The organism is Amycolatopsis sp. H20-H5 (assembly GCF_035828755.1).
Lineage (GTDB): Bacteria > Actinomycetota > Actinomycetes > Mycobacteriales > Pseudonocardiaceae > Amycolatopsis.
The window spans coordinates 3,546-4,930 of the sequence record NZ_JAYMZS010000159.1 but is presented as its reverse complement, the minus strand read 5'-3'; the positions used below and the strand labels follow the sequence as shown (position 1 = coordinate 4,930).

Genomic DNA, 1,385 nt, shown 5'->3' with positions numbered 1-1,385 from the left:
AGGGAGGGGTCAGACGAAGAAGAGTTCGGCGATGAGGATGCCGATCAGGATCGCGGCCAGTACGGCGGCCGCGGTGATGAGCCGCTTGCGGGTCTCAGGGGACGGGGATTTCGTCACGGGCTGTGATGGCGGGGGAGTGTAGCGGGCCGTCGGTTGCCGTGGCTGCTGCTGCATCGGCGGGCGCTGCTGGAGCTGCTGGGTCTGGGCCTGGTACTGCTGCGGGTGCACCTGCTGGCCCTGGGGCGGCATCGGCACGGGCAGGGACGCCGGGACGGTCGGCATGGCCGGCGCCGTCGGCGGGATGAACGCCGTCTGCCTGCCTTCGGTGATCGCGCCCAGCGAACGCACCGTGTCGTTCATCGTCGGCCGCGTCACCGGATCGGCTCGCAGCATCTTCTGCAGCGCGCCCGTCAGCACCCCGGCGTTCTGTGGTGGCCGCTCCGAGGAGTCGCCGTCCTCACCGAACGGCGGCACCCCTTCGACAGCGGAGTACAGCGTCGCGCCGAGCGAGTAGACGTCGGAAGCGGTCATCGCCTGCCCGCCCCTGGCCACCTCTGGCGCCCGGTACGCGGGGCTCGGCCCGCCGCCGGTGATCCCGATGTCGGTGATCCGGACGCTGCCGTCGTCGGCGAGCAGCACGGTGCCCGGCTCGATCGTGCGGTGCACGATCCCGGACGCGTGCATCGCGCCGAGCGCGGTGCCCAGCTGGATGCCCAGCGAAGCGGCCTGCTCGGCGGTCAACCGCCCGTGGTCGGCGAGGAACGTCGACATGCTGCGCGACGGGATGTACTCCATCACCAGCCAGACGTCCTGGCCGTCCGGCAGCACGTCGTACACGGTGATCGCGCACGCGTGGTCGACCTTGGCGGCGTCCTTGGCCTCCTGGATCGCCCCGGCCCGCGCCTGCTCGGCCTGGGCCGCGGGCAGCCCGACCGGCAGGTACATCTTCTTCATCGCGACGGTCCGGAACAGCCGGGTGTCGAACGCGAGCCACACGATGCCCGCCCGGCCACGGCCGATGGGCTGGTCGAGCCGATAGCGGGCGCCGACGATTGCGCCTTCAATACTCACAGAAATCCTCGGGTCATCCGCCGGGTGGTGGGGACGGGTCACTTGACGGTGGTGCCGTATCCGAAGTCGGAGAGGGCGATGGCTTGGTCGCCGTTGTCGGATCCGTTGTCGGAGTCGGGGTGATCTTGGGCGGATCCACCGGCGGCGGGTTAGGCCGCTCCGAAGTCCGCCGCGAAGTGTTGCTCTGCGACGTGGACGGTGCCGACGAAGTCGTGCTCTCGGTCGTCGAGGGCGTCTCCGGCGACGAGGTCAGCGAAGGCTCCGAGGACAGCGTCGGCGTCGGCTTGGCCGAGGTGTTCCCCGACGGCGTCGAC

2 protein-coding genes are annotated in these 1,385 nt (G+C 70.5%); one reads left to right on the top strand and one right to left on the bottom strand.

Annotation, left to right across the window (positions count from 1 at the left end):
- Positions 1 to 9 precede the first annotated feature (9 nt).
- On the bottom strand, positions 10 to 1,071 hold the full coding sequence (locus tag QMK34_RS43035; RefSeq protein WP_326420602.1) for a serine/threonine-protein kinase: 1,062 nt from the start codon (positions 1,069 to 1,071) through the stop codon (positions 10 to 12).
- A gap of 119 nt (positions 1,072 to 1,190) precedes the next feature.
- Between QMK34_RS43035 and QMK34_RS43030 the strand changes: the two genes are divergently transcribed.
- Positions 1,191 to 1,385: hypothetical protein (locus QMK34_RS43030; RefSeq protein WP_326420601.1), on the top strand; the 195-nt coding region annotated here is incomplete at its 3' end.